Origin of the sequence: Streptomyces tremellae (assembly GCF_039540215.1) — a bacterium.
In the GTDB taxonomy this organism is placed as follows: Bacteria; Actinomycetota; Actinomycetes; order Streptomycetales; family Streptomycetaceae; genus Streptomyces; species Streptomyces tremellae.
This window is the reverse complement of record NZ_BAABEP010000068.1, coordinates 1-22,326: the sequence shown is the minus strand read 5'-3', so window position 1 is coordinate 22,326 and position 22,326 is coordinate 1. Positions and strand designations below refer to the sequence as shown.

17 protein-coding genes are annotated in these 22,326 nt (G+C 71.9%); 8 read left to right on the top strand and 9 right to left on the bottom strand.

Features of this window, described 5'->3' with window-relative positions:
• Positions 1-116 precede the first annotated feature (116 nt).
• The 3 genes from ABEA77_RS29365 to ABEA77_RS29355 all read left to right on the top strand — a co-directional run bounded on the left by ABEA77_RS29365 (position 117) and on the right by ABEA77_RS29355 (position 2,787).
• Positions 117-833 (top strand): ComF family protein, encoded by a 717-nt coding sequence (locus ABEA77_RS29365; protein WP_345654157.1) that lies wholly within the window; start codon positions 117-119, stop codon positions 831-833.
• A 313-nt stretch (positions 834-1,146) separates the two neighbouring features.
• The gene (gene hpf, locus ABEA77_RS29360; protein ID WP_345654154.1) at positions 1,147-1,839 is read left to right on the top strand and encodes a ribosome hibernation-promoting factor, HPF/YfiA family; all 693 of its coding nucleotides are present in this window, start codon (positions 1,147-1,149) and stop codon (positions 1,837-1,839) included.
• 186 nt (positions 1,840-2,025) lie between these two features.
• Positions 2,026-2,787 (top strand): response regulator, encoded by a 762-nt coding sequence (locus ABEA77_RS29355; RefSeq protein WP_425588412.1) that lies wholly within the window; start codon positions 2,026-2,028, stop codon positions 2,785-2,787.
• Positions 2,788-2,877: 90 nt separating this feature from the next.
• Here ABEA77_RS29355 and ABEA77_RS29350 read toward each other — a convergent pair whose 3' ends face one another.
• Both ABEA77_RS29350 and ABEA77_RS29345 read right to left on the bottom strand, forming a co-directional pair.
• The gene (locus ABEA77_RS29350) at positions 2,878-4,080 is read right to left on the bottom strand and encodes a winged helix-turn-helix domain-containing protein (protein ID WP_345654151.1); all 1,203 of its coding nucleotides are present in this window, start codon (positions 4,078-4,080) and stop codon (positions 2,878-2,880) included.
• Positions 4,081-4,163: 83 nt separating this feature from the next.
• Positions 4,164-4,739: a GNAT family N-acetyltransferase gene (locus tag ABEA77_RS29345; protein WP_345654148.1), complete on the bottom strand. Its 576-nt coding sequence runs from the start codon at positions 4,737-4,739 to the stop codon at positions 4,164-4,166.
• A 238-nt stretch (positions 4,740-4,977) separates the two neighbouring features.
• Here ABEA77_RS29345 and secA point away from each other — a divergent pair, with 238 nt between their 5' ends.
• Positions 4,978-7,821 carry a preprotein translocase subunit SecA gene (gene secA / locus ABEA77_RS29340; RefSeq protein WP_345654144.1) on the top strand — a complete coding sequence of 948 codons (2,844 nt, stop codon included), beginning with the start codon at positions 4,978-4,980 and terminating at the stop codon, positions 7,819-7,821.
• A 163-nt stretch (positions 7,822-7,984) separates the two neighbouring features.
• Here secA and ABEA77_RS29335 read toward each other — a convergent pair whose 3' ends face one another.
• On the bottom strand, positions 7,985-8,488 hold the full coding sequence (locus ABEA77_RS29335) for an Rv3235 family protein (RefSeq protein ID WP_345654141.1): 504 nt from the start codon (positions 8,486-8,488) through the stop codon (positions 7,985-7,987).
• 313 nt (positions 8,489-8,801) lie between these two features.
• On the opposite strand from ABEA77_RS29335, the gene ABEA77_RS29330 reads away from it, so the two are divergent.
• From ABEA77_RS29330 to ABEA77_RS29320, 3 genes are all read left to right on the top strand, one after another.
• The gene (locus ABEA77_RS29330; protein ID WP_345654139.1) at positions 8,802-9,308 is read left to right on the top strand and encodes a DUF6912 family protein; all 507 of its coding nucleotides are present in this window, start codon (positions 8,802-8,804) and stop codon (positions 9,306-9,308) included.
• A 65-nt stretch (positions 9,309-9,373) separates the two neighbouring features.
• Complete coding sequence (locus ABEA77_RS29325) at positions 9,374-10,045, top strand: HAD family hydrolase (protein WP_345654136.1); 672 nt, start codon at positions 9,374-9,376, stop codon at positions 10,043-10,045.
• 437 nt (positions 10,046-10,482) lie between these two features.
• Positions 10,483-15,459, top strand: a complete 4,977-nt coding sequence (locus ABEA77_RS29320; RefSeq protein ID WP_345654133.1) for an NAD-glutamate dehydrogenase — start codon at positions 10,483-10,485, stop codon at positions 15,457-15,459.
• 80 nt (positions 15,460-15,539) lie between these two features.
• On the opposite strand, the gene ABEA77_RS29315 is transcribed toward ABEA77_RS29320, so the two are convergent.
• Positions 15,540-16,352: an ABC transporter ATP-binding protein gene (locus ABEA77_RS29315; RefSeq protein WP_345654131.1), complete on the bottom strand. Its 813-nt coding sequence runs from the start codon at positions 16,350-16,352 to the stop codon at positions 15,540-15,542.
• Positions 16,345-17,268: an ABC transporter permease gene (locus ABEA77_RS29310; protein WP_345654128.1), complete on the bottom strand. Its 924-nt coding sequence runs from the start codon at positions 17,266-17,268 to the stop codon at positions 16,345-16,347. Before ABEA77_RS29310 ends, ABEA77_RS29315 begins: the two co-directional genes overlap by 8 nt.
• A 142-nt stretch (positions 17,269-17,410) precedes the next feature.
• On the opposite strand from ABEA77_RS29310, the gene ABEA77_RS29305 reads away from it, so the two are divergent.
• Positions 17,411-18,019: a TetR/AcrR family transcriptional regulator gene (locus ABEA77_RS29305; protein WP_345654125.1), complete on the top strand. Its 609-nt coding sequence runs from the start codon at positions 17,411-17,413 to the stop codon at positions 18,017-18,019.
• 54 nt (positions 18,020-18,073) lie between these two features.
• On the opposite strand, the gene ABEA77_RS29300 is transcribed toward ABEA77_RS29305, so the two are convergent.
• The 4 genes from ABEA77_RS29300 to ABEA77_RS29285 form a co-directional block, all read right to left on the bottom strand.
• Entirely contained in the window at positions 18,074-19,024 is a 951-nt protein-coding gene (locus tag ABEA77_RS29300; RefSeq protein ID WP_345654122.1) for a carbohydrate ABC transporter permease, read from the bottom strand.
• Entirely contained in the window at positions 19,021-20,370 is a 1,350-nt protein-coding gene (locus tag ABEA77_RS29295; protein ID WP_425588411.1) for a carbohydrate ABC transporter permease, read from the bottom strand. The genes ABEA77_RS29300 and ABEA77_RS29295 overlap by 4 nt, the downstream gene beginning before the upstream one ends.
• A gap of 4 nt (positions 20,371-20,374) precedes the next feature.
• A complete protein-coding gene (locus tag ABEA77_RS29290) occupies positions 20,375-21,775 on the bottom strand; it encodes an ABC transporter substrate-binding protein (RefSeq protein WP_345654116.1) in 1,401 nt (466 codons plus the stop codon).
• A 227-nt stretch (positions 21,776-22,002) separates the two neighbouring features.
• Positions 22,003-22,326: hypothetical protein (locus ABEA77_RS29285; RefSeq protein WP_345654113.1), on the bottom strand; the 324-nt coding region annotated here is incomplete at its 5' end.

Genomic DNA, 22,326 nt, shown 5'->3' with positions numbered 1-22,326 from the left:
CGCCGCGAGCCGCGGCCCGCGCCCGCGGGCATCCACGGGCCGGTTGTCCACAGGCGGTTGTCCCTGGTTGTCCACAGGGGTGGCCGGGGCGGCGCGGCACCGGCACAGTGGTGGCCATGCGGGGCTGGTGGCGGGAAATCGGCGGCCTGGTGCTGCCGGTCGCGTGTGCGGGGTGCGGCAGTCCGAGGACGTCGCTGTGCGGGGAGTGCCGCCGGGAGCTGTACGGGGCGTGGCCGTGCCGGGTGCGGCCGTCGCCCGAGCCGCCGGGGCTGCCCCCGGTCTGCGCGGCGGCGCCGTACGAGGACGCCGTGCGGGCCGTGCTGCTCGCGCACAAGGAGCGGGGAGTGCTGGGGCTCGCCCAGCCGCTCGGGCGGGCGCTGGCGGGCGCGGTGGACGCCGTGGCGCCCCCGGGGACGGGCACGGGACCGCTGTTGCTCGTGCCTGTGCCGTCGACCTCCCGTGCGGTGGCGGCGCGCGGGCACGACGGCGTTCGCAGGGTCGCGGTCGCAGCCGCGGGCGAGCTGCGGCGCGCGGGGCGGCCCGCGCGGGTGCTGCCCGTGCTGAGGCAGCGGCGCGCGGTGGCGGACCAGGCGGGCCTCGCCGCGCGGCAGCGGCTGGTGAATCTGGCGGGCGCGCTGGAGGTCGCGGGCGGCGGGGCGCGGCTGTTGGGGGCGGGACGGGTCGTGCTCGTCGACGACCTGGTGACGACGGGCGCCTCGCTCGCCGAGGCCGCCCGCGCGGTGCGCGCCGCGCGTGACGCGGACTCCGGAGCGCCGTTGGCCGCGGCGGTGGTGGCCGCTTCTTCGGTCTCTTTCGAAATAAACCGGAACTGACTGGTTACTTACGCGATCGAAGGTAATGCCGAGGAAAAGCTGCCTGAACGGGGGTACCTGCCGGTACCAGGTGCCGCGACCCCGTTCGGAGAGCTATGTTCGGTTGTGAGGAATGGCGAAAGCCGCGACTCGATGAATGCGCTGTTGCGCTCCGGCGTTTTCGGGGATCCTCCGGCGGGCACGGGTGGAAAACACACCGCCGGGGAGGAGGAGGTGGAAGTCGCCAAGTCCGAGGCTCCGGCGGCTGCCGGGGTCTGGTGCAACAAGGGGCGCCACCGCAGCGAGGCGAGGCGCTCCGGGAACGGAGTTCTGCGTGGACATCGTCGTCAAGGGCCGCAAGACAGAGGTGCCGGAGCGGTTCCGGAAGCACGTGGCCGAGAAGCTGAAGCCGGAGAAGATCCAGAAGCTCGACGGCAAGGTCATCAGCCTCGACGTCGAGGTGTCCAAGGAGCACAACCCGCGCCAGGCGGACCGTTGCGACCGGGTGGAGATCACGCTCCGCTCGAAGGGGCCGGTGATCCGCGCCGAGGCGTGCGCGGGCGACCCGTACGCGGCGCTCGACCTCGCCACGAGCAAGCTGGAAGCGCGGCTGCGCAAGCAGCACGAGAAGCGCTACAACCGCCGCGGCACGGGCAGGCTCTCCGCCGCCGAGGTCGCGGACCGGGTGCCGGGGGTCGCGGAGTACAGCATGAACGGCGCGGCGTCGGCGGAGTCTGACGGCACAACGGCCGTACAGACCAAGCGCATCGGCTCGCTCGAAGTGCAGGGGGACGGCCCGCTCGTCGTCCGGGAGAAGTACCACGCCGCGGCGCCGATGACGCTCGACCAGGCGCTTGAGGAGATGGAACTCGTCGGCCACGACTTCTACCTGTTCGTGGACTTCGACACGAAGGAGCCCAGCGTCGTCTACCGGCGCCACGCCTACGACTACGGCGTGATCCACCTCACGACCGACCCGCTCGCGGGGCCCGAGACCGGTGGCGCCGGGGGCGCGCTCGGCGGCTGAGTCCGCGGTGACAGGAGTGGTGCCCCCGAGGACCCGTCAGGTCCGCGGGGGCACGCCCGCGCCGGACGGTGGCCCCGCCGCGAGCCCCGGGCATGGAATCATGGGTATGCAGGCCAACGGGCGGTCAGCGCAATGAGGTTGGCCGCGTCAGCAAACTTGGGGCCACGGCCTTCAGGGGGAGGAACGATGGCGGACGGCTTCGGACCGGTGCTCGGGGCGCAGGGCCACGGGATGCCGGTCGACGGCGCCGAGCCCGACGAGCGCGACGCGTACGGCGCGTCCGAGAAGGAGCCCATCCGGGTCCTCGTCGTGGACGACCACGCCCTCTTCCGCCGCGGCCTTGAGATCGTCCTCGCGCAGGAGGAGGACATCCAGGTCGTGGGCGAGGCCGGGGACGGCGCCGAGGCCGTCGAGAAGGCGGCGGACCTGCTGCCCGACATCGTCCTGATGGACGTGCGCATGCCCAGGCGCGGCGGCATCGAGGCGTGCACCTCCATCAAGGAGGTCGCACCGAGCGCGAAGATCATCATGTTGACGATCAGCGACGAGGAAGCCGACCTCTACGACGCCATCAAGGCGGGCGCCACCGGCTACCTCCTCAAGGAGATCTCCACCGACGAGGTCTCCACCGCGATCCGCGCCGTGGCCGACGGGCAGTCCCAGATCAGTCCCTCGATGGCGGCGAAGCTGCTCACCGAGTTCAAGTCCATGATCCAGCGCACGGACGAGCGCAGGCTCGTGCCGGCCCCGCGCCTGACGGACCGCGAACTCGAAGTGCTCAAGCTCGTCGCCACCGGCATGAACAACCGGGACATCGCGAAAGAGCTGTTCATCTCCGAGAACACCGTGAAGAACCACGTGCGCAACATCCTGGAGAAGCTGCAGCTGCACTCCCGGATGGAGGCCGTCGTCTACGCGATGCGCGAGAAGATCCTCGAAATCCGCTAGGGAGCGTCCGCGACCTGGCCCGGGGCCGCCGCCTGTCGCTCGCCCGCGCCTTCGCGGGGCGCGCCGCGCCGCACACGGCTTCGTCGGGGGTCAGGCGACCGCGCGGGCCAGTTCGGCGGCGAGGCCGGGGGTCTCGACGCGCTCGATACGCACCGCGTCGCAGCCGACCCACTCGGCGGCTTCCCGCAGGGCCTGCGCCATCGGCGCGACCGCCTTCGGGCCGGCGAGCGAGACCTGCCGGGCGACCAGCGTGGTGCCGGAGCGCGCCGGATCCACCCTGCCGACCAGCCTGCCGCCCGCGAGCAGGGGCATCGCGAAATAGCCGTGGACGCGCTTGGGCTTGGGCACGTACGCCTCCAGGCGGTGGGCGAAGCCGAAGATCCGCTCCGTACGGGCGCGCTCCCACACGAGGGAGTCGAAGGGGGAGAGCAGCGTCGTCCTGTGCCGGCCGCGCGGGGGCGCCGCGAGCGCCTCGGGGTCGGCCCACGCCCGCCTGCCCCACCCCTGGACCGTGACCGGGACCAGGCCGGAGTCGGCGATCACCGCGTCGACCTGCTCGCCCTTGAGCCGGTGGTAGTCGGCGATGTCCGCGCGGGTGCCGACGCCGAGCGCCTTGCCCGCGAGGCGGACCAGCGGGCGCAGGCACTCCGTGTCGCTCAGGCGGTCGTGCAGCAGGGCGGCGGGGACCGCGCGCTCCGCCAGGTCGTAGACCCGCTTCCAGCCGCGCCTGCCCGTGCAGACCACCTCGCCGTACATCAGGGCGCGCTCGACGGCGATCTTCGCGTCCGACCAGTCCCACCACGGGCCGCCGTTCTTCGCGCCGCCCAGCTCCGTGGCCGTCAGCGGGCCCTCGTCGCGCAGCTGCTTGACCACCGTGTCGTACGCGTCGTCCGACAGCTCGTGGTTCCAGTGCGGGCGGGCGCGGAACGCGCGGCGGCGGAACGCGAACAGCGGCCACTCCTCGATGGGCAGCACGCACGCCGCGTGCGACCAGTACTCGAAGGCGTGCGGCTCGGGGGACGGGCCACCGGGCGGGGCCGGCGTCCAGTACGCCCGCTCGACCGCCTCACGGCCGACGGCGCCGAGGCGGGCGTAGGGCACCAGCTCGTGCGACCGGGCGAGCACCGAGATCGTGTCCAGCTGTACGGCGCCGAGGGCGCGCAGCACACCGCGCACGCCGCCGCGCCGGTCGGGCGCGCCGAGGAGCCCCTGCGCGCGCAGGGCGATCCTGCGGGCCTCGTCGGCGGAGAGCTCCACGGCGGACGGCCCGGTTGCGGGCGAGGCTGTCGTCATGCCCCGCAGCCTAGGACGTCCCACTGACAATCGGGTCTGACCTGGGCACAAGCCCGTCGGCAGGGCCGTGCCAGAGCCCGGTCTCAGTCGTGGGCGCGCTGCGCGGGCAGATAGGCGTGCGCCCCGCTCAGACCCAGGTCGGAGGGGAGCAGTGAGCCGATCCACACGTCCCGCAGCACACCGCGGCTGAGGAGCGCGGCCCGCAGGGTGCCCTCCACCACGAAGCCGGCCCGCTCGGCGACCGCGCGCGACGCCGTGTTGCCGGTCTCCGCACGCCATTCGAGGCGCTCGACGCCCTGCTCGAAGGCCCAGCCGGCCAGGGCGCCGACCGCCTCCGCCGTGTATCCGCGGCCCCGGTGCTCCGGCACGGCCCAGTACCCGACCTCCCAGGTGCCGCCCCGCCGGTGCAGGTTGACCGCGCCGAGGAGCGGGCCGCCGCGGCGCGGGAAGAAGCCGAAGGTGTACGCCGTGTCCGTGCGCCACCCCTCCGTGACGAGCTGCGCCACGAAGTACTCCGCGTGCTGCCGCTCGTACGGGGAGGGCACCGCGACCCATCGCTGGATCTCCGGGTCCTGGCAGGCCGCGTGCACGGCGTCGACGTCGGCGCCGGACAGGGCGCGCAGGACGAGCCGGTCCGAGCGGAGGGAGAGCGGGTCCATGAACGGATTATCGTCACGGTCTCGGCGGGCCGGGGAAGTCTTTTCCCGGCGGACCGGCACCTCGGGCAGGCCCCGGGCGTTCTTGTTGACGGGTGACGGTGGCCCCGCATCGCAGCGGCCCTCCCGGCGCGGGCCGGTCCTCGCTTACGATGGCCGATGCGGTGGGGGCACGCCTGCCGTGCCCGCGCCCGTACACGACCCCCAGTGCCAGGCCCGACCGGCAAGGAGACCAGCCTCAGTGTCCGTCTTCAACAAGCTCATGCGTGCAGGCGAAGGCAAGATCCTGCGCAAACTGCACCGCATCGCGGACCAGGTCAACTCCATCGAAGAGGACTTCGTCAACCTCTCCGACGCCGAGTTGCGCGCGCTCACGGACGAGTACAAGGAGCGCATCGCCGAGGGGGAGAGCCTCGACGACCTCCTGCCCGAGGCGTTCGCCACCGTGCGTGAGGCCGCCAAGCGCGTGCTCGGGCAGCGCCACTACGACGTGCAGCTGATGGGCGGCGCCGCCCTGCACCTCGGGTACGTGGCAGAGATGAAGACCGGTGAGGGCAAGACGCTGGTCGGTACGCTCCCCGCGTATCTGAACGCGCTGTCCGGCAAGGGCGTGCACCTGATCACGGTCAACGACTACCTGGCCGAGCGCGACTCCGAGATGATGGGCCGCGTCCACAAGTTCCTCGGGCTGACCGTCGGCTGCATCCTGGCGAACATGACGCCCGCGCAGCGCCGCGAGCAGTACGCCTGCGACATCACGTACGGCACGAACAACGAGTTCGGCTTCGACTACCTGCGCGACAACATGGCGTGGTCGAAGGACGAGCTGGTGCAGCGCGGCCACAACTACGCGATCGTCGACGAGGTCGACTCGATCCTGGTGGACGAGGCCCGTACGCCGCTGATCATCTCCGGCCCCGCGGACCAGGCCACGAAGTGGTACGGGGACTTCGCCAAGCTCGTGCTCAGGCTCACCAAGGGGGAGGCGGGCAACCAGCTCAAGGGCATCGAGGAGACCGGCGACTACGAGGTCGACGAGAAGAAGCGCACCGTCGCGATCCACGAGTCCGGTGTCACCAAGGTCGAGGACTGGCTGGGCATCGACAATCTCTACGAGTCGGTGAACACGCCCCTGGTCGGCTACCTGAACAACGCGATCAAGGCCAAGGAACTCTTCAAGAAGGACAAGGACTACGTCGTCATCGACGGCGAGGTCATGATCGTCGACGAGCACACAGGCCGCATCCTCGCCGGCCGCCGCTACAACGAGGGCATGCACCAGGCGATCGAGGCGAAGGAGGGGGTGGACATCAAGGACGAGAACCAGACACTCGCCACGATCACCCTCCAGAACTTCTTCCGCCTGTACGACAAGCTCTCCGGCATGACCGGTACGGCCATGACCGAGGCCGCGGAGTTCCACCAGATCTACAAGCTCGGCGTCGTGCCCATCCCGACGAACAAGCCGATGGTCCGCGCCGACCAGTCCGACCTGATCTACCGCACCGAGGTCGCGAAGTTCGCCGCCGTGGTCGACGACATCGAGGAGAAGCACGAGAAGGGGCAGCCGATCCTCGTCGGCACCACCTCGGTGGAGAAGTCCGAGTACCTCTCGCAGCAGCTCAACAAGCGCGGCATCCAGCACGAGGTGCTCAACGCGAAGCAGCACGACCGCGAGGCCACGATCGTCGCCCAGGCCGGCCGCAAGGGGGCCGTCACGGTCGCCACGAACATGGCGGGCCGCGGTACGGACATCAAGCTCGGCGGCAACCCCGACGACCTCGCGGAGGCGGAGCTGCGGCAGCGCGGCCTCGACCCCGTCGAGCACGTCGAGGAGTGGGCGGCGGCACTGCCCGCGGCGCTCGAGAAGGCCGAGCACGCCGTGCGGGCGGAGTTCGAGGAGGTCAAGAGCCTCGGCGGGCTCTACGTGCTGGGCACGGAGCGCCACGAGTCGCGCCGTATCGACAACCAGCTGCGCGGCCGCTCGGGCCGCCAGGGCGACCCCGGCGAGTCCCGCTTCTACCTGTCGCTCGGCGACGACCTGATGCGGCTGTTCAAGGCGCAGATGGTGGAGCGCGTGATGTCCATGGCGAACGTCCCGGACGACGTCCCCATCGAGAACAAGATGGTCACGCGGGCCATCGCGTCGGCCCAGTCGCAGGTCGAGCAGCAGAACTTCGAGACCCGCAAGAACGTCCTGAAGTACGACGAGGTCCTCAACCGCCAGCGCGAGGTCATCTACGGCGAGCGCCGGCGCGTCCTGGAGGGCGAGGACCTCCAGGACCAGATCAAGCACTTCATGGATGACACCATCGACGCCTACATCCAGGCGGAGACCGTCGAGGGCTTCGCCGAGGAGTGGGACCTCGACCGGCTCTGGGGCGCGTTCAGGCAGCTCTACCCGGTCAAGGTCACCGTGGAGGAGCTGGAGGACGAGGTGGGCGACCGCGCGGGCCTCACCGCCGAGTTCATCGCCGAGTCGGTCAAGGACGACATCCACGAGCAGTACGAGCAGCGCGAGGCGCAGCTCGGCTCGGACATCATGCGCGAGCTTGAGCGCCGCGTGGTGCTCTCGGTCCTCGACCGCAAGTGGCGCGAGCACCTCTACGAGATGGACTACCTCCAGGAGGGCATCGGCCTGCGGGCCATGGCGCAGAAGGACCCGCTGGTCGAGTACCAGCGCGAGGGCTTCGACATGTTCAACGCCATGATGGAGGGCATCAAGGAGGAGTCCGTCGGCTACCTGTTCAACCTGGAGGTCCAGGTCGAGCAGCAGGTCGAGGAGGTCGAGCTGCCCGCCCAGGACGCAGCCCCCGCGGACGCCGAGCCGACGTCGCTTGTCAAGGAGGACGCGGTGCCCGCGGGTGCCCGTCCGGAGATCCGCGCCAAGGGGCTCGACAGCCCCCAGCGCCCCGACCGGCTGCACTTCTCCGCGCCGTCCGTGGACGGCGAGGGCGGTGTGGTCGAGGGCGAGTTCGAGCACGAGCCCGTGGGCGGACCGACGCGTTCGACGGCGGACGGCATGACGCGCGCGGAGCGCCGCAAGGCGCAGCGCGGCGGCGGTGGCCGCCGCCGCAAGAAGTAGTCCCCGAGCCGCACGAGCGACTCGCCGCCCCGGGCCGGTCCGCGCCACCACGGTGCGCGTCCGGCCCGCGGCGTGTGCGGGGCCGCCGCAGGCCGCCCGTGGCGCGGGCGGGGCCGCTGCCGGCCCTGTCGCGCCGTTCTTCTCAGGAGTCCGCGCGGGTTTCTCACGAGTCCGCGCGGGGTGGGCGCGGGCCGTCGATCTCGACCGCAGCGCAGCGCCAGCGGTGGTCGGGAGCGCGCTCTAGGCGGAAGGCCATGGCGCGGACGCGGTCGCCCGAGGCGAGAGTCGCGAACGCCTCGACCGCGTCGGGGCCGGGGCGGAAGGCGCGGCAGCGGCGCACCACCGGTGTCGGCTGCCCCGGGCGCGGCCGCAGCGGGACGGCAGGGGCGAGGCGTACGAGCTGCTCGTATGCCTCGCCCACGGTCCAGCCGAGCATCCAGTGCACCGGCCGCTCGCCGCTGAGCACCGCGAGCAGGCGCTCGGCGAACAGGCTGTGCGGCGGGCGCAGCGGCGCCCGGCGCCCGGCGGGCCCCGCCCCGGGGCCGCGTGGGTCGCGCCGGGACGGCGGGCGCCTGGCGCTGATGACGCGGGCGGCGGACGCGTCGGACGCGCGCGCGGCGGGTGTACGCCCCGGCACCGGCATCGGCACGGTCTTCGTGGTGGTCATGCGAGGGCCCCCGTTCTGTCACCGGCCGATCTCTACCGGTCGGTAACTTTGTGTTGCGCACCTTCTACGGGGAGTGACGAATGCCGCGCAAGGTCCCCCGCACCGCGCGGCGGCGGCGCGCCGTGTCACCCGGGTGAGTGAACGCGGGGAGCGCGGGCGCCGGAACCGCACGGCGCGCGGCGTCCCCGGCGCGACGCGCGATGGACGCGTGCGCCGCAGCGACGTCACTCCGAGGGAGGACACCCGCACGTATCCTGGACACCGCCTCGACCAGGCCGGAACCCGGCCAGCACACACGAAAGCGGTCCCGCCCATGCGCGTGTACGTCCCCCTGACTCTCCCCGGGCTCGCCGAGGCGCACCGCACGGGCGAACTGGGCCCCGGCCCCCTCACGGCGTACGCGGTGACGCCCGGCCTGCGCGAGTGGTACGTCTCCGACGACATCGAGGAACTGGAGTACGCGGCGCTCAGCCGGGCCGCGGCCGCCTCGCTGCGCGCGCTCGCCACGGACCCGTCCGTGCCGCGGCGCCGGGTCGTGGTCGCCGCCGACGTGCCCGACAGGGACGCCCTCGCCGATCCGGACCGGGGCTTCGACGGCGGCTCGGTCGGCGAGGTGCGGATCGCCGCCGCCGTGCCGCTCGCCAAGGCCGCGGCCGTCCACGTGGACGCGGACGACGCGCACGACGACGTGTCGGCGGCGGCCGCCGCGCTCGGCGCCGCCGACCAGGGCGACGACGACGCGCAGTTCGTCGTGGACGGCGCCGAGGACCACGAGCTGCTCTGGTACGGCGTGCAGGAGATCCCCGGCCTCGTCGGCTGACCGCGGGGGCCGCGGCGCGGGACCGCGGCGGCCCGTTGTCGTACCCCGTGGGTACGGTTTCGGGCATGGGGAATCACAGCGCGCATCTCGTCTGGGACTGGAACGGCACGCTTTTCGACGACATCGAGGCGGTCCTCGCCGCCACCAACGCGTCGTTCGCGGAGATCGGCCTCGAACCGCTCACCCTGGAGCGGTACCGCGAGCTGTACTGCGTACCGGTGCCGGTCTTCTACGAGCGGCTGGTCGGCAGGCGGCCGACCGAGGCCGAGTGGCTGGTGATGGACGCCGCCTTCCACCGCCACTACACGGCCCGCAGGACCGCGTGCGGCCTCGCCGAGGGCGCCGCCGAGCTGCTGGCGCAGTGGTCGCTCGCGGGCCGCTCCCAGTCGCTGTGCAGCCTGTTCGCGCACGAGGAGCTGCTGCCGGTGGTCGGCGGCTTCGGTATCGACCGGCACTTCGTGCGGGTGGACGGCCGTACGGGCCCCTCGGGCGTCAGCAAGTCCGAGCAGATGGCCCGGCACGTGGCCGCGCTCGCCGGCGCAGGCGCGGCCTCCCCGGAGCGCACGGTCGTGATCGGGGACGCCCTGGACGACGCCGTGGCGGCCCGGCACGTCGGGGCGCACGCCGTGCTGTACACCGGCGGCTCCAACAGCAGGGCCAGTCTCGCGGCGGCCGGGGTACCCGTCGTGGACACCTTGAAGGAGGCGGTCGAGACGGCGTACACGCTGGTGGGGTGAGCCCCGGGGAGACGCAAGGGGGATCGGGGGAGGCGGGGGCGCGTGAAAGGTGGCCGAGGGGGCGGCGGCGGGGAGAGGGGTGCGGGCGGCGTGTCGCTGTCCAGAGTGTCGAATTCCGCGCCTGCTTTTGTACACCTGTGGCGCGTGACGGCGTACCCGTCCCGGGAGATAGGGTCGGTCTGTGATCAGCGCGATATGCGGAGCGGGCACGGCCCCCTGCACGCGCCCGGAGCGCCGCGGCGGCCGGGCGGTCGCTGACCTATCCGAGGCGGACGCCGTACCCCCGGAGCCGGACGCGCGGCCCGATGTGGCCGAATTCGTCGCGGACATCTCTCATCGCGGCATAACGTCGACCCCGACCGGAAACACCGCGTCGTGGCGTTGTGTCGGTTCGTTCACCTACGTCACGCAACGGCGCGCGACAGGAGCCAGAGGACATGCAGACCAACCTGGACGAAGCCAAGACCGAGCTGCTCGCTCGGGCGGCACGGGTCGCTGACGGCCCGATGGGGCAGACCGCGGGCCCGGGCGGCCGGCGGCCGGACCGCGACCCCGTCGAGCCCGGCAGTGGCGGCAGGCCTGACCAGGACACGCTCCTCGGCTACCTCAAGCGCTACTACCTGCACACCGCCCCCGAGGACCTGGTGGGGCGCGATCCGGTCGACGTCTACGGGGCGGCCGTCTCGCACTACCGGCTGGCCGAGAACCGGCCGCAGGGCACGGCGAACGTGCGTGTGCACACGCCGACCGTCGAGGAGAACGGCTGGACCTCGACGCACTCGGTGGTCGAGGTCGTCACGGACGACATGCCCTTCCTCGTCGACTCCGTCACCAACGAGCTGACGAGGGGCGGGCGGGGCATCCACCTCGTCATCCACCCGCAGATCGCCGTGCGCCGCGACGTGGCGGGCAAGCTGCTGGAGATCCTGCCCGAGGGCACCGCGGCGCCCGAGGACGCCCACGACACGCACAACGAGTCGTGGATCCACGTCGAGTTCGACCGGGAGACCGACCGCGAGGACCTGAACCAGATCACGGCGGGCCTGCTGCGCGTCCTGTCCGACGTGCGCGAGTCCGTCGAGGACTGGGAGAAGATGCGGGGCGCCGCGCTCCGCATCGCCGACGAACTGCCCGGCGAGCCCACCCCCGCCGACCTCGCGGAGGGCGAGGTCGAGGAGGCCAGGGAGCTGCTGCGCTGGCTCGCGGCCGACCACTTCACGTTTCTCGGCTACCGCGAGTACCGGCTCACCGACGCGGACGCGCTGGTCGCGGAGCCCGGCACCGGCCTCGGTGTCCTGCGCTCCGACCCGCGCCACCACGACGCCGAGGACCACCCGGCGAGCCCGTCGTTCAGCAGGCTGCCCGCGGGTGCCCGCGCCAAGGCCCGCGAGCACCGGCTGCTCATCCTCACCAAGGCCAACAGCCGCGCCACGGTGCACCGCCCCAGCTACCTCGACTACGTCGGCGTGAAGAAGTTCGACGCCGAGGGCAATGTGGTCGGCGAGCGCCGCTTCCTCGGCCTGTTCTCGTCCGCCGCGTACACCGAGTCCGTGCGCAGGGTGCCGGTGGTGCGGCGCAAGGTCGCCGAGGTACTCAAGGGCGCGGGCTTCACGCCCAACAGCCACGACGGCCGCGACCTCATGCAGATCATGGAGACGTACCCGCGCGACGAGCTGTTCCAGACGCCCGTCGACGAACTGCGCTCCATCACCACGAGCGTGCTGTACCTCCAGGAGCGCCGCAGGCTCAGGCTCTACCTGCGCAAGGACGAGTACGGCCGCTACTACTCCGCACTCGTCTACCTGCCGCGCGACCGCTACACGACGGGGGTGCGGCTGCGGCTGATCGACATCCTCAAGGAGGAACTCGGCGGCACCAGCGTCGACTTCACCGCCTGGAACACCGAATCGGTACTCTCCAGGCTGCACTTCGTCGTCCGGGTCGAGCCGGGTACCGAGCTCAGCGAGCTGACGGACGCCGACGTCGAGCGGATCGAGACGCGCCTCGTGGAGGCCGCGCGCTCCTGGGCCGACGCCTTCGGAGAGGCGCTCAACGCCGAGTGCGGCGAGGAGCGCGCCGCCGAGCTGCTGCGCCGCTGGGGTGCGTCCTTCCCCGAGGGCTACAAGGCGGACCACACCCCGCGCGCCGCCGTCGCCGACCTGGTCCACCTGGAGGCGCTCGACACGGGCGAGCGCGACTTCGCGCTCTCGCTGTACGAACCGGTCGGCGCGGGACCCGACGAGCGCCGCTTCAAGATCTACCGGACCGGCGACCAGGTGTCGCTCACCGCGGTCCTGCCGGTGCTCCAGCACCTCGGCGTCGAGGTCGTCGACGAGCGCCCCTACGAGCTGCGCTGCGCGGACCGCACCCGCGCGTGGATCTACGACTTCGGCCTCAGGATGCCGGTCGCGCCGGCCGGCGGCGGCTACCCGGCCGACGACGTGCGCACCCGCTTCCAGGAGGCGTTCGCCGCGGTCTGGACGGGCGCCGCGGAGAACGACGGGTTCAACTCGCTGGTGCTCGCCGCCGGGCTGACCTGGCGGCAGGCGATGGTGCTGCGCGCGTACGCCAAGTACCTGCGGCAGTCGGCCGCCACCTTCAGCCAGGACTACATGGAGGACACGCTCCGTCACAACGTCCACACCGCGCGGCTGCTCGTCTCCCTCTTCGAGGCGCGCATGAAGCCCGAGCGGCAGAGCGCGGGCATCGAGCTGACCGAGGCCCTGACCGAGGAGCTCAACGCGGCGCTCGACCAGGTCGCGAGCCTCGACGAGGACCGCATCCTGCGCTCGTTCCTCAGCCTGGTCAACGCCACGCTGCGGACCAACTTCTTCCAGCGGACGGCCGACGGCGCGCACCACGACTACGTGTCGGTGAAGTTCGACCCGCAGGCCATCCCCGACCTTCCCGCGCCGCGGCCCGCCTTCGAGATCTGGGTGTACTCGCCGCGCGTCGAGGGCGTCCACCTGCGGTTCGGCAAGGTCGCCCGCGGCGGCCTGCGCTGGTCCGACCGGCGCGAGGACTTCCGTACGGAGATCCTCGGCCTGGTCAAGGCGCAGATGGTGAAGAACACCGTCATCGTGCCGGTCGGCGCGAAGGGCGGCTTCGTCGCCAAGCAGCTGCCCGACTCCGCGGCGGACCGCGACGCGTGGCTCGCCGAGGGCATCGCCTCGTACAAGATCTTCATCTCGGCGCTGCTCGACATCACCGACAACCTGGTCGGCGGCGCCGTGGTGCCGCCGAAGGACGTGGTGCGGCACGACGGCGACGACACCTATCTGGTGGTCGCCGCCGACAAGGGCACGGCGAGCTTCTCCGACATCGCCAACGAGGTCGCCGTCTCGTACGACTTCTGGCTCGGCGACGCGTTCGCGTCCGGCGGCAGCGCGGGCTACGACCACAAGGGCATGGGCATCACGGCGCGCGGCGCCTGGGAGTCCGTGAAGCGGCACTTCCGCGAGCTCGGCCACGACGTGCAGAGCGAGGACTTCACCGTCGTCGGCGTCGGCGACATGTCGGGCGACGTGTTCGGCAACGGCATGCTGCTCTCGGAGCACATCAGGCTGGTCGCCGCCTTCGACCACCGGCACATCTTCCTCGACCCGGCCCCCGACGCCGCCGCGTCCTTCGCGGAGCGCCGCCGCCTGTTCGAGCTGCCGCGCTCCTCGTGGGCCGACTACGACACGAGCCTGCTCTCCGCGGGCGGCGGCATCCACCCGCGCACGGCGAAGTCGATCCCGGTCAACGCGAGGGTGCGCGAGGCGCTCGGCATCGAGGGCGGCGTCACCAAGCTGACGCCCGCCGACCTGATGCAGGCGATCCTCAAGGCCCCCGTCGACCTGTTGTGGAACGGCGGCATCGGCACGTACGTCAAGGCGACCACGGAGACCCACGCGGACGTCGGCGACAAGGCCAACGACGCGATCCGCGTCAACGGCGAGGACGTGCGCGCCAAGGTCGTGGGCGAGGGCGGCAACCTGGGCCTGACCCAGCTCGGCCGGATCGAGTTCGCCAGGCGCGGCGCCGGCGGCAGGGGCGGCAAGGTGAACACCGACGCCATCGACAACAGCGCCGGTGTGGACACCTCCGACCACGAGGTGAACATCAAGATCCTGCTCAACGGCCTGGTCACGGACGGGGACATGACCGTCAAGCAGCGCAACAGGCTGCTCGCCGAGATGACCGGCGAGGTCGGCGGGCTGGTCCTGCGCAACAACTACGCGCAGAACACCGCGCTCGCCGCGGCCGTCGCGCAGTCCTCCGACATGCTGCACGCGCACATGCGGTTCATGCGCCGCCTGGAGCGTGAGGGGCACCTCGACCGGGACATCGAGTTCCTGCCGAGGGACCGGCAGATCCGCGAGCTGCTGAACGCGGGCGGCGGGCTCACCCAGCCGGAGCTGGCCGTCCTCCTCGCGTACACCAAGATCACCACGGCGGACGAGCTGATCGGGACGAGCCTGCCGGACGACGCGTACCTGCTGAAGCTGCTGCACGCGTACTTCCCCTCGCAGCTGCGCGGCGAGTTCGCCGAGCGGATCGACGGCCACCCGCTGCACCGGGAGATCATCACCACGGTCCTCGTCAACGACACCGTCAACACGGGCGGTTCGACCTTCCTGCACCGGCTGCGTGAGGAGACGGGCGCGTCGGTCGAGGAGATCGTGCGCGCACACACCGCGGCCCGGGAGATCTTCGGCCTCGGCGCGGTGTGGGACGCGATGGAGGAACTGGACAACAGCGTCGCGGCCGACGTGCAGACGCGGATCAGGCTGCACTCGCGGCGCCTGGTCGAGCGCGGCACCCGCTGGCTGCTCGGCAACAGGCCGCAGCCGCTGCAGATCGCGGACACCATCGCGTTCTTCGCGGACGGCGTGGAGCGGGTGTGGTCGCAGCTGCCCTCGCTGCTGCTCGGCACGGAGCACGAGTGGTTCGACTCGATCCTGGAGCAGATGGGCGGCGCCGGCGTGCCGAAGGAGTTCGCGACGCGGGTCGCGGGCTTCTCCTCGGTGTTCTCCGCGCTCGACATCGTGGCCATCGCGGACCGCACGGGCAAGGACGCGCTCACCGTCGCCGAGGTCTACTACGACCTGGGCGACCGGCTGCGGATCACCGAGCTGATGGACCGCATCCTGGAACTGCCGCGCACGGACCGCTGGAAGTCGATGGCGCGCGTCTCGATCCGCGAGGACCTGTACGCGGCGCACGCTTCGCTCACGTCGGACGTGCTCGCCTTCGGCGGCGACGGCGCGACCCCGCAGGAGCGGTTCACCGAGTGGGAGGAGAAGAACGCGGCGATCCTCGCGCGTTCCCGCAACACCCTGGAGGAGATCCAGGGCTCGGACTCCTTCGACCTGGCGAACCTCTCAGTGGCCATGCGCACCATGCGCACGATGCTGCGCACGCACAGCTGACCGCGCGCGGCGCGCACAGGCGAGCGCCCCCGGACCGGAGTGAACCGGTCCGGGGGCGCCCGCGCGTGCGGCCCGCCAGGTCAGGCGCGCGCGGCCTGCGCCTTGGGCTTCGGCTTCGGCTTCGGCTTCGCGGTGAACTCCTCGTACGCGGTGACGACCTCCTCGGCGGGGCCGTCCATGCGCAGCACGCCCGCCTCAAGCCACAGGGCGCGGTCGCAGGTCTCCACGATCGCCTTGTTGCTGTGGCTGACCAGGAAGACCGTGCCCGCCTGCTCGCGCAGCTCGGCGATGCGGTCCTTGCTGCGGGCCTGGAACTTCGCGTCGCCCGTCGACAGCGCCTCGTCGATCAGCAGCACGTCGTGCTTCTTCGCCGCGGCGATCGAGAAGCGCAGCCGCGCGCCCATGCCGGAGGAGTACGTCCGCATCGGGAGCGAGATGAAGTCGCCCTTCTCGTTGATGCCGGAGAACTCCACGATGTCCTCGTAGACGTCCCGCACCTCGCGCCGGGACATGCCCATGGCGAGCCCGCCGAGCACCACGTTGCGCTCGCCCGTCAGGTCGGCCATCAGCGCCGCGTTGACGCCGAGCAGCGACGGCTGGCCCGCGGTGTGGATCCGTCCCGCCGAGGGCACCTGGAGGCCCGCGACGGCCCGCAGCAGCGTGGACTTGCCCGAGCCGTTCGAGCCGATCAGGCCGATCGCCTCGCCGCGGTACGAGGCGAAGCTGACGCCCTTGACCGCGTGGACCTCCCTGACGCCGACGGCGGGCCGCCTGGAGATCATCCGGCTCAGTGCCGAGGTGGCGCTGCCCTTGCCGCCCTTGGTGCCGTGGACCTTGTAGGTGATGTGCACGCCGTCCGCAACGACGGTCGGGATCCGCTGCTGCTCAGCCACGGCCGTAGCTCTCCTCCGCGCGCCAGAAGTAGACGAAGCCGCCGCAGAAGAACAGCAGGCCCCAGCCCAGGCAGAGCGCCCAGACGTGCGGCGGGAGCTGGCTGCCGTGGAAGCTGTCGATCAGCGCGTAGCGCATGATGTCGATGTAGACGGCACCGGGCTGGCAGCGCAGCGCCATCACGACCCAGTGGGGGATGTCCTGGTGGCCGCTGGTGAGCTTCTGCACGCTCCACATGACGCCCGACGTGTACATCCACACCCGGGTGATGAACGGCATCAGCTGCGCGACGTCCGGCGTCTTGGCGCCGAGCCGCGCCATGATCAGGGAGATCCCGGCGCAGAACAGCGACTGGCAGAACAGCGCGGGGATCGCGAGCACCCAGTGGAAGCGCGGGTACTGGCCGAAGCCCACCAGGATCAGCACCAGCGCGCACATCGAGAAGAACAGCTGCTGGAGCTGCTGGAGCACCAGCGAGAGGGGCAGCGAGGCGCGCGGGAAGTGCAGCGCGCGCACGAGGCCCTGGTTGCCGGAGATGGCCCGGGTGCCGACGGTGACCGAGCTGGACGTGTACGTCCAGATGAAGACGCCGGTGACCAGGAACGGGATGTAGTCGGGCACGCCCCGCTTGGTGTCGAGCAGCACACCGAAGATGAAGAAGTAGACGACCGCGTTGAGCAGCGGCGTCATGATCTGCCAGATCTGACCCAGCTTGGCCTGGCTGTACTGGGAGGTCAGCTTGGCGGTGGCGAACGTCGTGATGAAGTGCCGCCGCGACCACAGCTGGCCCACGTACTGGGGCAGGGTGGGCCGGGCCCCGCTCACCGTGAGTCCGTGGCGCGCGGCGAGCGCGGCGAGGTCCTCCTCCGGTTCCGGCGCCGGGGGAGTGGCATGAGTCGGTGCGATCGTCTGGCTCACAGGAGTCGCTTTCGGCGTGATCGACGTGGTTCCACAGGGGCGGTACACCGACGACGGAACGGTTCCGTATCGTCGCATCGGAGAGCGTACGGTCCCCTCACGTCGCAACGCAACCGTAGCGTCGTGACGCTATGCTCAAGAGATGACCAAGGGATCGGGCACCGCACGCCGCGTCCCCGCGGGGGCCGCAGTACTCCGGGAGGACGTCACCGACGCCATCCGCGCCGCCGTCTTCGAGGAGCTCGCGGCGGTCGGCTTCGCCCGGATGTCCATAGAGGGCATCGCGCGGCGCGCCGGGGTCGGCAAGACCGCGGTCTACCGGCGCTGGAAGTCCAAGCTCGCGCTCGTCCTCGACCTGGTCTCCGTCTTCGCCGCGCAGGGCCTCCCGGCCCCCGCGACCGGCTCGCTGCACGGCGACGTCCGCGCCCTGCTCCAGGTCGCCTCGGCGGCGCTGCGCCATCCGGTGGCCTCCCAGGTCATCCCCGACCTGCTGGTCGAGTCCGCCCGCAACCCGGAGATCGCCGAGACCATCAGGGCGACCCTCCTCGACGGCCAGCGCGGCATCGCCGCGGTGATCGTGCGGGAGGCGGTGGCCAGGGGCGAGCTCCCTGAGGGCACCAACCCCGACACCGCGCTCGACCTGATCGTGGGCCCGCTCTACTGGCGCCTCGCCGTGGTCCGCGCGCCGCTGCCCAAGGGCTATCTGGACGACCTGGCCACCGCGGCGGTCGCCGCCCTCGGGCGCGGGTGAGCGGCGGTCCGTGCGTACGGGCCGCCGCCCGCCCGTGCTTGTCCGTCCGTACCGTTACTTGACGGCCCCCGCGAGCACGCCGGAGACGAACTGCCGCTGGAACGCGAAGAAGACGGCCAGCGGGATGACCATCGACAGGAACGCGCCGGGCGCGAGCACGTCCACGTTGTTGCCGAACTGCCGCACCTGCTGCTGGAGCGCGACGGTGATCGGCGGGTTCTTGGAGTCCGCGAACACCAGTGCCACCAGCATGTCGTTCCACACCCACAGGAACTGGAAGATGCCGAGCGAGGCGATCGCGGGCCCGCCGAGCGGCAGCACCACCCGGGTGAAAAGACGGATCTCGCCCGCCCCGTCGAGCCGCGCGGCCTCCAGCAGCTCGCGCGGGATCTCGGCGAAGAAGTTCCGCAGCAGGAAGACCGCGAACGGCAGGCCGAACGCGACATGGAAGAGGATCACGCCGAGCGTCGTCTCGAAGATCCCGATCGCCCCGAACAGCCGGGACACCGGGATCAGCGCCACCTGTACGGGCACCACGAGCAGCGCGACCACCCCGATGAACCACCCGTCACGCCCGGGGAAGTCCAGCCAGGCGAAGGCGTACGCGGCGAACGACCCGATCACCACGACGAGCAGCGTCGAGGGGACGGTGATCAGGACCGTGGAAAGCAGCGAGTGCGTGATGGCGTCGTTGTCGAGGAGGTTCGCGTAGTTCTCCAGGGTCAGCTGGGACGGCTTGGTGAACACCTGCCACCAGCCGCTCGCCGCGATGTCGTCCGCGCCGCGCAGCGAGGAGAGCAGCAGGCCGATCGTCGGCATCAGCCAGAACAGGCCCACGAGCACCAGCACCGCGCGCACCGCGCCGCCGCCGACGCGGCCCGCGATCCTCGCGGGCAGCGAGCGCCCCGTGCCCGCGGGGGCGCGGCCGGGTGCCGTACGGGCGCGGCCCGCGCGGCCCGCCGCCGGGCGGAGCGCGCCGCCCGCCACCGGTTCGTCCAGAGTCATCGGCGCTTCTCCCTGCGCATGCGACGGATGTTGACGAGCATCACCGGGATCACCAGGAGCAGCAGCAGGATCGCGATCGCGCTGCCGACCCCCAGGTCCGCGTCCGTGCCGAACGACGACCGGTAGAGCTGGAGCGCCAGCACGTTGGCGTCGTCCTGCGACGAGCCCGGCGCGATGACGTAGACGAGGTCGAAGATCTTCAGCACGTTGATCATCAGCGTGACCAGCACCACCCCGAGGACCGGCGCGAGCAGCGGGACCGTGATCCGCCGGAACACCTGCCACTCGCCCGCGCCGTCGACCCGCGCCGCTTCGAGCAGTTCGCGCGGCATGCCCGCGAGCCCGGCGGCGATCAGCACCATCGCGAACCCGGCCCACATCCAGAGGTAGCTGCCGATGATGGCCGGGGTCACCAGCCGCGGGCCGAGCCACTCGACGCCGTTGTACGGCTCCCTGAAATTCGCCGCGGGCAGCGAGAGCACGGCGCCGTCCGCCGCGCGCGGCAGGGTGAACGTGCCGTCCGCCGCCGCCTTCGCGGTCGCGACGACCTTCCCACCCTTGACGGCCTGGACGGTGAGGCCCTTGAGCCCGCGCTCCTTCGGGTCGATCGCATTGGGCTTCCCGCCGCCGCCGAGGGTGAAGTCGAGCCAGGCGGTCCCGGTGACCTCGCCGGGCCGCGGCGCCGCCGCCCGAGCCGGCGCAGCGTCCGACGGCATGGTGCGCGGCGGCACGCCGACGAGCGGGAGCCGTACGGGCGTTCCCGCGTGCACCGGTGCCTTGGTGACGAACGAGCCGCCGCCGCCCGCCTTCAGCGGATGGACCGGCAGCGGGTGCGCGCCCGGGTAGCCCGCGGACTCGGCGAACGTGTCGTGCACGCCCACCCAGACCGCGTTGGCGACGCCGCGCGCCGGGTCCTGCTCGTAGACGAGGCGGAAGATGATCCCGGCGGCGAGCATCGAGATCGCCATCGGCATGAAGACGACCAGCTTGAACGCCGTGCCCCAGCGCACCCGTTCGGTCAGGACCGCGAAGACCAGGCCGAGTGCGGTGGCGACGACGGGCGCCACGACCACCCAGATCACGTTGTTCTCGACGGCCTTGAGGATCGAGCTGTCGGTGAAGATCGTGACGTAGTTGTCCAGGCCGGCGAAGCGGTGGCCCGACGTGTCGAGCAGTGAGCGGTAGAGCGAGTACCCGATCGGGTAGACCACGAGCGCGCCGAGCAGCACGAGGGCCGGCAGCAGGAAGCCCGCCGCCACCACCTTGCGCGAGCCCGTCACGCCGCCGCGCGCGTTCCGCGCGGAGGTCGCCGGCGCACCGGCGCCCCCCGCGGCCGTGGGGGCCACGGCCTCAGCCCTTGAACGCCTTGGCCGCGTCGGCCTCCAGCTTCCGCTGGGCCCCCGCGACGTCCTTCGGGTTCTTCAGGAAGTCCTGGAGGTCCTTCCACTCGCCCTTGCCCGGCGTGCCGCCGAAGGACTGGGGCATCGAGTCCGACATGTCGAAGCGGAAGTCGTCGCCCGCCGTGATCAGCGCCTTCGCTATGGAGCGCTGCACAGCGTCCGGGTACGCGGCGAGGTCGAGGTTCTTGTTCGGCGAGACGAAGCCGCCCTGGGCGGCCCAGATCCTGGCCGCGTCGGTCGAGGCGAGATAGGTGAGCAGCGCCTGCGCGCCCGGCGTGTCCTTGAGGGCCACGGCCGCGTCGCCGCCGGTCACCACCGGGGAGGCGGCGCCCACCGCGGGGAACGGGAAGACCTTGGCGTCCGTGCCGATCTTCGCCTTGGTCTGCCGGACGTTGACGCCCGCGAAGTCGGCCGCGCCGACCATGGCGGCCTTCGGCGCGTCCCCGCCGGTGAAGGTCTGGGTGACGGACGCGGGGAACTCGGTCTGGAGCGCGCCGTCCGGGCCGCCCGCCAGCGTGTCGGGGCGGCCGAACAGCTGGGCGAGCGTGGACAGCGCCTTCGCCACGGACGGGTCGGTCCACTTGATGGTGTGCTTGCCGAGCTGGTCGTACTTCTCAGGGCCCGCCTGGGAGAGGTACACGTTCTCGAACCAGTCGGTGAGCGTCCAGCCGTCCGCGGCGCCCACCGACAGCGGGGTCACGCCGGAGGCGGAGAGGGTGTCCGCGGTCTTCAGGAACTGCGGCCACGTCCTGGGCACGGTGGCGCCGGCATTGGCGAACGCCTCGGTGTTGTACCAGACCAGGGACTTGTTTGCGGCCTTGAAGTACACCGCGTACGGGGTGCCGCCGACCGCGCCGAGGTCCTGCCACCCCTTGCTGTAGTTCTTCGCGAGCTCCGCCTTGGCGGCCGCGCCGAGCGGCTTGGCCCACTTCTGCGCCACGGCCTGGTCGATCGCGCCGACCTGGGGGAGCATCGCCACGTCCGGCGGGCTGCCGCCGGCGATCTTCGTGCCGAGGAAGTTGACGATCGGGTCCTGCGCGGGCACGAACGTCACCGTGGCGCCCGTGCGCTTCTCGAACGCGTCGAGCACCTTCGTGAAGTTGGCCTGCTCAGGCCCCGTCCACACGGCGGCCACCTCGATCTTCTGCCCCGTCAGCTTCGGCAGGGCGACACCGCCGCCCCCGCCCGCGCTCTGCCCGGCGGACGGGGACGCGCCGCCCTTCCCGTCCCCCGGGTCGGAGCCGCCGCATCCGGCCAGGGCCGTCGCGCCGAGCGCGACGCACACCGCCGCCGCCCCGATGCCCCGGGATCTCCTGGCCAGAGCCTTGCCTGCCGTACGAGTTGTGCGCATCGCAGCTTCCCCGTCTCTCCCGTGCCTGCGGATCGATCCACGCTCTGAGGCAGGGCGACGCGGCCGGACGCGGCGGCGTCGTCCCGTCCCGTGCGGATCAGTCCTACGCCCGGTGTTCATGACAGGCAAGACCACGAGGCGCCCCTACGAGCCCATCGTGATGCCCTCGTGACGCCCCGTCGGACGGGGTCCTTCCCGGGGGACGCCCGGCTCGGGGCGGGCCCGGCTCAGGGACGGGCCGGGGTCAGGGGGGCCACCGGGGCTGCGGCCACCGAGCGGGCCGCACGGTCCATGGCGCTGGCGAGCAGCGCCAGGTCCGTGGGGCCGTTGCCCAGCTCCCTGACCGGGCGGCGGGTCGGGGGGTCGCCCATCCGCTCCCACTCCAGGGGCGCCACCGTGGGCCGCAGCGTCGCCGTGCGCGGGATACGGCCCGTCACCCGGCCCGCCTGGAAGGCCGTGCCGTCCCCGTCCTGGCGGGTGAGGCGGCCCCGGGCGGGCGCCGGGTCCTCAGGCGCCGGCGTCACCGGCGGCGCGTCGAGCCCCGCGCGCAG